Source organism: Anaerobium acetethylicum (genome assembly GCF_900096945.1).
In the GTDB taxonomy this organism is placed as follows: domain Bacteria; phylum Bacillota; class Clostridia; order Lachnospirales; family Lachnospiraceae; genus Anaerobium; species Anaerobium acetethylicum.
The window spans coordinates 1-8540 of the sequence record NZ_FMKA01000066.1; the positions used below are offsets into that span (position 1 = coordinate 1).

The following is an 8540-nucleotide window of genomic DNA, read 5'->3' on the forward strand; positions in this document are numbered from 1 at the left end:
CTACGCATAGGCGAAGTTCTCGAGAAACAGAAAAAACTATATGAAGCAATGGATGTCCTGCCACCTGCCTAGTGATGTGTGGCGGGAATCCAGGTTACAAATGTGTATCCTGTTGAATCAGCATTTCTAGAATTTAATCCTGCCGCAAATGCCACTTGCTGAAAGTGATATAACGCATTCTCATCCATCCATAGTTTTTCATTAAGGCGGTCTTGTATCCAATGAGAAGCAAGATTTTTCACAACAGTACTTAATATTATTGCAATAATAAAAGTCACAACAAATATAATTCCAAATATTTGTAATTTCTCATAATCATTATTAGAAATCACAAATATACCTACGCAAAACGAAACAATAGAGACAATATATAGTACGGTTGTCACAACTCTAGGAATAATCCATTTTTTTTCTTTACGAATTCTATTTTTTCTAGCCTTTTTCTTATTCTTTTTTGTAACATTAAAATCCATAAGCTATTCCCCTTTTTAATTTGCGACCAATAAATCCCATGATTTTTTACCTTCAGTCCATGTTTTTTCTGTCTTTTTTCCCAAATCTCCAAAAGCATACACTTTTTCTTTGTTAGGATCATATTTAATAATATATTTATCTACTTGACTAACAAAATAATTTTTCTTCACTAAATTAGATATTGTGATATTTCTTTGTGTATCATCATCTGCCTTTAAATAGGTAGAGGTATCTGATATTTTAGAAGCAGTATTCTTAACAAGTGTGAGTCCTTTTTTCAAGTTTGAATCAGAAGCAGCTTTTGCTGCTGCGACACTCTTTGCACTTGATGAGGCCGTTGTATAATCAATCACAGTCCTACTAGCAGACGCATGATTGCTGTATGCCGCCACCTCTTGAGTTACAACTCCATTTGATGCAACAACACTTCCATATTCAGTACTCATAGATGCCTTATCTAATGTAAGAGTCTTTGTAATTGTTTTTTTGCCATCAGCAATATCGACTGTTTTTTCAAATGTTGTCGCTTTATATGTTGCCTCTTGGCTTTCTCTTACAATTTCTATTGATGAGTTACCCATATCGTCAAGATTAGAAATAGTTGTTGTCTTTGTAATTCCAGCTTCATCTACCACAACAGAAGTTTTATCAACCTTAAATCCAAATGTTTTTAACACATTCGTTTTAACATTGCTCGGACTAAAATCGAATTTCTTAATGTCCTTTACTGCACCTGTTTTATCCACAACCTGAACGCTCTTTGTACCAAATGTAGTAGCCATCGTACAACCCACAGACACCACATCTGCTACTGCCTGTGTGGTATTCAACGTTTGCGCTGTTTTAGCCGCCTTTTGATTTGCTTCCGCCGAGCCAAAATCAGTTTTTTCAACATAATCAGAATATTTTGAAACATCGCCATGAAATCTTGCCATTGCAGGATCCCCTTCTATACTCAATGCCTGATTATTTTCCTTTATTGTCCAATATGTATTATAGGCAGAAATTCCTGCACTAATTCCCGAAGCTATTGCTCCAATACACCCAACGGCGATTACAGCTGACGAACCTCCAGTAAAAGGGATACCCATTACAGCGATGACTGTTCCAACAACTGCAACTGTCGTCAATGCTATACTTCCAACTATGTTTAATACATATCTACCATTTCCATGCTTAAACCAATCTTCTGCCTGCTTTTTATAGTAGGACACATCATCTGCAACAGATTTTCCCCAATCAAAGATAGCCCTTGTAAAACCATTACTATTTGCAAAATCTACTGCAAATGTATTATAAAAGAAATCACCTATTCTATTGAAGAACCCTCCTATACCAGAGTAGTTTACATACGATGATGATGTGAATATGTTCATGGTGTCAGGTACCTCTCGATTCTAATATATTTTCCAAGAACACAAACAGTAATCTTCAGGAACTGTTTCCTTCCTGAAGATTACTGTCTTTAAAATTTTATGTTATCCGATTCTTTTCATATTACAGTCCAAAACTGCTCATAATCCCTTCAAATTCCGGAGAATAAGCAAATCCAAAAAGGATTTCCTCCCTTGATACGCCATTTTCCATTCTATCCAAATGGTAGGAAAGCCCTCCTTCATCGAATTCCCTTCCCATAAATGTCCTGTAGAGCACTTTTACATATTCCATATCTGAAAGGTTCTTATCTTCGAATTCCGGTGAGAAGATGAAGTTCTGTGCCGCATCTTCCGGGGCGATTCTTCCGGAAAGGATTTCTGCTGCGTAGTAGTTAAGGCCATCTGTTTCTGCCGTTCTTCCCAGAGCCTTTGAATATAGGCGGGACACGAACATGGTGAGGTTTGGATTCTGGTCTCTGGCGTCGGGCAGATCGACCTCTCCGCTTACGATTCCACATGAATTGCAGACATCTACATATTCATTGGATTCCACGAAGCTTTTGAATACGAATTCCCTGGATACGCCGTTATCCAGCATATTCAGCCAGTACGCTTTTCCGCCTGCATCGGATGGACGGTTCATAAATGTTGTATAAAGCACTTCAACAAACTCTGAATTGCTTAAATTGCGGTTTTTGAATTCAGGGCTGAACACAAAGCCACGTCCCACATCGGCTCCCGTCATTGCTGGATCTTCAAAGTCCTCATAAGATAACTGGTTCATATAATATTCGATTTCGCTTGCATCCGGAGTCCTTGAAAGGACTTTTTCATACAGTCTTGTTATGAAGGCACTGACTGCTTCGCTGTCGAAAACCATAAAACCTATCGTCTCATATCCATACCAGGTATCGGTGAAGCCGGATACATTGTAGTAATAATATATGCTCAGGTCATCTGCCGTGTAATCAAATACGCCGCTGCCCATCGATGGGGCGTTGCCATAAAAGTATACGTCGGTCAGTTCATTACAGTTTGAAAATGCATAACTATCAATCTGGGTAAGGCTCTCTGGAAGCCCAATTTCTGTTAATGCGTCACAGTTTGAAAATGCATTCTGACCAATTCTGGTAAGTCCTTCTGAAAATCCGACTTCTCTCAGTGCACTACAGTTTGAAAATGCATTTGCCCCTAAACTGGTCACGCTGGAAGGGATTGTGATACTGGTCAGGGTGACGCAGCTACTAAATGCATTACTTCCAATACTTGTAATCCCAAGATCTTCCGATATAACAACATCTCCACCGTCACCTGTGTACCCGGTCAGAACCCCATTTTCAACAGTGAAATCCGGGTATTCAGAACCTGGTACTGAATCAGTGGAGTCAGTAATTGGTATAAACTCCAGTCCGAAACCTTGCATTATCTGGTAAAATTCCGGGGTATTCACAAAGCCGTAAAAGAGTTCTCTTCTGGATGTGCCTGATTTCATTCTTTCCAAATGGTAGGAAAGCCCGTCTGCGTCGGCTTCCCTTCCTATAAATGTCCTATAAAGCACTTTTATATAATCAGTATCTGAAAGCTGTCTGTTTTCAAATTCAGTTGAGAAAATGAGATTCTTCGTCACATAGGCCGGATGCATTCTGCCACTTAGAATTTCATTTGCATAGAAATTCAGTGTATCTGCTTCTGCTGCTTTCCCCATAATATGTGAATATAAACGATATACAAACATGGTAAGCGACGGGTTCTGGTCTCTGGCTTCAGTCAGTACAATTGTTCCTCTTTCAATTCCATAGTAGTCACAGATCCATTGAAATTCCGCCGATTCTGCAAAGCCCTTTAATGCAAATTCCCGTGAAACGCCATAATCAAGGTAGTTCATCCAGTAAGCTTTTCCGCCTTCACCAGAAGAACGGTCCATAAATATTGTATCAAGCACGTCCATATAATCTGAATTGCTTAAATTACGGCTCTTGAATTCAGGGCTTACTATTAAACTATATGCCGCCTTGACTCCTGTCATATAGGTACTCTCGCTTGCATCGCTTAACAATGCGTTTGTGTAGTATGCCAGTTCGCTTTCAGTTGCAGCTCTTGACAGGGCTTTTTCATAAAGCTGTGTCACAAAACTCCCAATCATCGCTTCATCTGCAGCTGCAGCCTCTGTACTGCCCGCCGCCTTGCTTGTTGCCGCTGGAAGCGGCAGTACTGTCAGCATGATCATTACTGCCAGTATGATAGAACTTAACTTCTTAATCATTTATTTACTCCTCAAAATTTATTTTTGGGCCGTCAGACTGCATCTTCCAGGATAAGGTTCATCCCCCGTATCCAGTGCAGAAATTTAATAAATCCATTTTCTCTGCCTGTACAATAATAATTCGTCTTGACCTCGCTCATGAAAGTATCTCATAAATTCATTTAAACGCATTTGCACAATTATCCAGTTTTTTTGTATCTTTATTTCTTTTTCATACCATATCTTCTGTTTTGGAAAACTTCCGCCAAAAACACCCCTGGCGCTCTCAACAGGCGCCAGGGGTGTTTTCATAATTCCTTATTCCGTAACCAATCCAAAACCATTCATGATGTTCTTAAACTCAGGTGAGAAAGCAAATCCGTCCAGAATATCTTCTTTGCTTACCCCATTATCCATACGATCAAGGTGGTACTGCAATCCTCCTGCATCATATTCCCTGTCCATAAAGGTACGGTAAAGAACTTTTACATATTCCTCATCTGAAAGATTTTTATCTTCAAACTCAGGTGAGAAGATGAAATTCTTTGCTACCTGGATTGGATCGATTTCTCCGGAATTTATTTCTTTTGCGTAGTATTCAATTCCTTCTTCTTCTCCGGCTCTTCCCAATGCCTTTGTGTAGATACGGTTGATGAACATGGTAAGCTGTGCATTCTGATCTCTCTCTGCAGTAAGCGTTACTGTTCCACTGATGATTCCGTAGGAATCGCAGATGCCTTTATATTCTTCGGATTCAGCAAATCCCTTGAATACATAATCCCTTGAAACGCCATTTTCGAGCATGTTCATCCAGTATGCTTTTCCGCCTTCATCAGAAGCACGGTCCATAAAGGTATTGTAGAGCACTTCGACATAGTCGGAATTATTCATGTTGCGGTTCTTGAATTCTTCGCTCTTAATGAAGCTGCGTCCAAGATCTGCACCTGTAGTGTCGCCATTAGCAAGTGCTTCCTCGTAATATGCGACTCCTTCATCCTCTGCATCCCTTCCAAGAACCAGCTCGTAGAGCCTGTTGATGAAGCTTACTGTTGCTGAAACCTCTTCATCTTCAAGAGTAAATGTTTCTGCAACATCTGCAGGCATCTGGTTTGCATAGTTTCCGATTGATGAAGCTGCCTGGTCAGGATTTGCTGCCACATTTGTCACAACGATGGTTCCTGTTTCTGTTCCTTCTAATACATATTCAAACACATATTCTTTTCCATAATTTCCGGATGTCACGAAATCGGCTGTCTGATCAACTCCGTTTAACTGGAATTTCAGCACAGGAGCCTTCATACTCATCATTGCCTGGTCGAATGTTACATTGAATATAAGCTTTCCATCAGCTTCTGCCGCTTCCACATTTGTAATGGACGGCTTTGGTTCAACGTATGTTCTTGGAAGTTTTACCCAGTCAACTGTAAAATCTGTATACACCATACGATATGCTACGCCGTTCTGAGCTTCTCCTTCATAGAAAAGTCCAATTCTTCCATTTGAAAGTGCTGTCAGACAGGAATACGCATATGTGCCATTCACGATCAGCTGTTCATATGGCCAGGTGAATTTATCTGTCGCTTCGTCATAGAAGCCGATCCTTACTTTACCATTATTTCTGCCTGATCCGCTAGGGTTCGCAAATATGTATGCTGTTTTCCCATCGATCATTTCAGGCCATTTGATGACGGAAAGCTGACAATATACTTCAGTCAAAGCCTGGTCGATCTGAACATTGTCATCCCATGTAGCTCCGCCGTCTGTACTTGTACAGATAACAACTTTACCACCGCCAACGCCGCTGTTTCTTGCAAATAATTTCAGAACACCATTATTTCCCACTTCAACTACCTGTGATTCTGTAATGATACCACCGGACTGCATGGTCTCTGTCTTAAGTCCGTTTCTTCCATCATTTACTGTTTCACCCAAAGTCCATGTAGCACCATGGTCATCGCTGTAGATAACCGCAGAAGACTGGCTGGCTCCTACATTTGAATTTGTTGTATATACTGGTAAGACCAGACGTCCGGCATGCTCGCCATTTTCGATCTGCATACCAACACCAGGGCCTGTACCGAGGAATTTCATCCAGTCTTTTTTCAGGGATCCGGTAATATCTACAGGATCTGACCAGGTAAGGCCTTCATCAGTACTCTTGAAGATCCATAAATAATTTGTTTTCATGATGTTCAGAGAATCATTCGGTTCGTCATACAGGAACATATTTCCTGCTGCAGCACCATTTAAAAAGACCTCTCCTGTTTTAAAGTCAGGTACTGTATAACCTGTATCAGCAAGTGTTACTCCGTCAGTTCCCACTTCATATACTTTTTTGTCATCTTTTAAAATATAAGATCCTGTGCTTCCGGATTTCATACCATTACCACGTACAAGGGTAAGATATCTCTTATCTCCGACCTGCGTATAACCCGAAGTAGTCTCAACCGTACTGGAATCCATCAGACCTATACTTTCAGGGAAAAAGTCCATCATACAGTAGATAGTTTCTGTCTGCTGATCCTGTACCATGACAGCATCGATCATCATTGCATTTCCGCCACCAGCTCCGCCAGTCGGATCCTGTGGTGGATCAGAGAGGACCTGCATATCGCTCCATGTCTTTCCATTATCAGTACTTCTTCTTATCGCCAGTGCAATGTCACCATAATCTCCCGAACCAGAATTACGTCTGTCTGTTGCAGCAATTACTGTTCCCTTTTTGGTAGTCAGTATTGACGGGATCCTGTATGCTGTCGAACCAACACCTGGTGTGAACAGGCCGACATCAGCTGTTCTTTCTGCACCCTCAGGAAGGATTGTTACTGTTCTGTCCAGGGTTGCATCATGAATGTCTGCAATCTGCGCCGCTGTATAAGCATCTCCTGAAACCTGTAAAAATTCAATATCACCTTTGAATGGCCATAAGTGATCGCCTTTTGTCGCTCTGGACATATCACCGATTCTGATGCAGTTTCCTTCAGCTGAGAGTGCTGCCAGGAAATCTTTCTGGGCAGTCTGGCTTGTAACAACTTTTCCATCCATATAAATCACAAAAATGCTGTTCGCCTTGTCAAACACATAGGAAACTGTGTGCCATTTTGTGTTTGTAATATTTAAACCTGAAGAGACTTTAACATTGCTAATGCTCGTGTTGTTTTTCTGCAGTTCGTATCCAACACTGCCATTTTTAGGACTTACAAAGAAATTTATGTAATTTCCCGCAGTATTTTTGTCGGAAATACTGAAAAGCGTCATAAGGTTTGCAGAACTATTTTCCATATCACTGTCAGAACGGTATCTTGCTGTGATGGTGCCCTTTTCAAATGCTTTAACACCTGCAGCTTCAGTTGAAAGATCTACCACCGTTGCGCTTGTTCCGTCCAGATGCAGGTCTCTTTTTTCAAAATTGACAGTTACCGCGCATACAGCCGAATTACCACCTGCAGTAGCTGTGATATTGGCAGCCCCAAATCCAACTGCCTTCACAAGACCTGTTTCGCTTACTGTTGCAACAGCTGCATTACTGGATGCCCAGGTTACTGCTGCGCCTGCAGAGGTTACCGTTGCCTGAAGCTGTTTTTCCTGTCCTAAGGAATTAAAAACCGCTGTTTTTGAATCAAGGATGATTCCTCCATTCATAACTCCATCGATCTCTGTTGCAGAAAGTACCTGGTCATACATTTTTATATTTCTGATTGAACCGGTAAATGGATAGCTGTTGCTTCCACTTGGTCTTGTTCCACAGCCGAAGCTCATATTATCCATTGGCACACCAAGACTGTTCAGAAATCTTGTGTTATATTCAGCACCTGTGAAGCTTCCGACTTTGACATTGTCAAGATAGATTTCATAGCCCGTGCCGCTTTTATAAGTCATGGCAATTTTATGCCAGTTTCCATCAACACTGTGTACATCAGCCGTTGAATTGATCACTGGATTCTTTGATCCGTCCCTGACATCAATACCAACTTTTGTTTCGGAATCCGTTGCAGTCACATTCTGGGGCCAGATATACAGACTGAAATACTGGTTCGCGGTTGCACCAGTTCCATCTGCAAAAAATAACGACTGGAGTGCACTGGTTGTGGTCTTGTACTCCATGCAGAAAGTAAAATTTGTCAGATTCTTAATACGGTTTACATCCTCACTGCTGGTTACCGCATAATAATTTGTACCATTTGTCACTACCTGTTCTGTTCCTGTCAGATAGCTTAAAACCGGTGCCGGTAATCCTGCTGCCGATACGCTTATCGGTGCATAGCCAAAGCAGCTGGTTATGCAGACACAGATAAGCAGCAAGATTGATAATGCTTTTCTTCCCTTTTTCATCTTTCTCTCCTTTTATATTTGTTTTATAGGCGTTTGATAAACGCCGCAACCCATTGATTTTACTGGGTTTTATTGCTTCATTTATATAAATTTTCTCTCCGCAAGTGGTAAAATAG

The 8540-nt window shown here is 40.9% G+C and carries 5 protein-coding genes; all 5 read right to left on the reverse strand.

Going from position 1 to position 8540, the window contains the following annotated elements; genetic code table 11:
• Nucleotides 1–68 precede the first annotated feature (68 nt).
• The 5 genes from BJR36_RS19395 to BJR36_RS19415 all read right to left on the reverse strand — a co-directional run bounded on the left by BJR36_RS19395 (nucleotide 69) and on the right by BJR36_RS19415 (nucleotide 8424).
• Nucleotides 69–473 carry a hypothetical protein gene (locus tag BJR36_RS19395; protein WP_091237084.1) on the reverse strand — a complete coding sequence of 135 codons (405 nt, stop codon included), beginning with the start codon at nucleotides 471–473 and terminating at the stop codon, nucleotides 69–71.
• Nucleotides 474–488: 15 nt separating this feature from the next.
• A complete protein-coding gene (locus BJR36_RS19400) occupies nucleotides 489–1850 on the reverse strand; it encodes a hypothetical protein (RefSeq protein WP_091237085.1) in 1362 nt (453 codons plus the stop codon).
• Between the two features lie 121 nt (nucleotides 1851–1971).
• Nucleotides 1972–4113, reverse strand: a complete 2142-nt coding sequence (locus BJR36_RS19405; RefSeq protein WP_091237086.1) for a DUF4214 domain-containing protein — start codon at nucleotides 4111–4113, stop codon at nucleotides 1972–1974.
• A gap of 84 nt (nucleotides 4114–4197) precedes the next feature.
• Nucleotides 4198–4404 (reverse strand): hypothetical protein, encoded by a 207-nt coding sequence (locus BJR36_RS19410; RefSeq protein WP_091237087.1) that lies wholly within the window; start codon nucleotides 4402–4404, stop codon nucleotides 4198–4200.
• A 6-nt stretch (nucleotides 4405–4410) separates the two neighbouring features.
• Nucleotides 4411–8424 (reverse strand): DUF4214 domain-containing protein, encoded by a 4014-nt coding sequence (locus BJR36_RS19415; protein ID WP_091237088.1) that lies wholly within the window; start codon nucleotides 8422–8424, stop codon nucleotides 4411–4413.
• Between the last annotated feature and the right edge of the window lie 116 nt (nucleotides 8425–8540).

What these genes read in the sequence shown, in the direction of transcription:
- BJR36_RS19405 (WP_091237086.1), bottom strand. Translation starts at nt 4,113, where the DNA reads ATGATTAAGAAGTTAAGTTCTATCATACTGGCAGTAATGATCATGCTG.
- BJR36_RS19410 (WP_091237087.1), bottom strand. Translation starts at nt 4,404, where the DNA reads ATGAAAACACCCCTGGCGCCTGTTGAGAGCGCCAGGGGTGTTTTTGGC.
- BJR36_RS19395 (WP_091237084.1), bottom strand. Translation starts at nt 473, where the DNA reads ATGGATTTTAATGTTACAAAAAAGAATAAGAAAAAGGCTAGAAAAAAT.
- BJR36_RS19415 (WP_091237088.1), bottom strand. Translation starts at nt 8,424, where the DNA reads ATGAAAAAGGGAAGAAAAGCATTATCAATCTTGCTGCTTATCTGTGTC.
- BJR36_RS19400 (WP_091237085.1), bottom strand. Translation starts at nt 1,850, where the DNA reads ATGAACATATTCACATCATCATCGTATGTAAACTACTCTGGTATAGGA.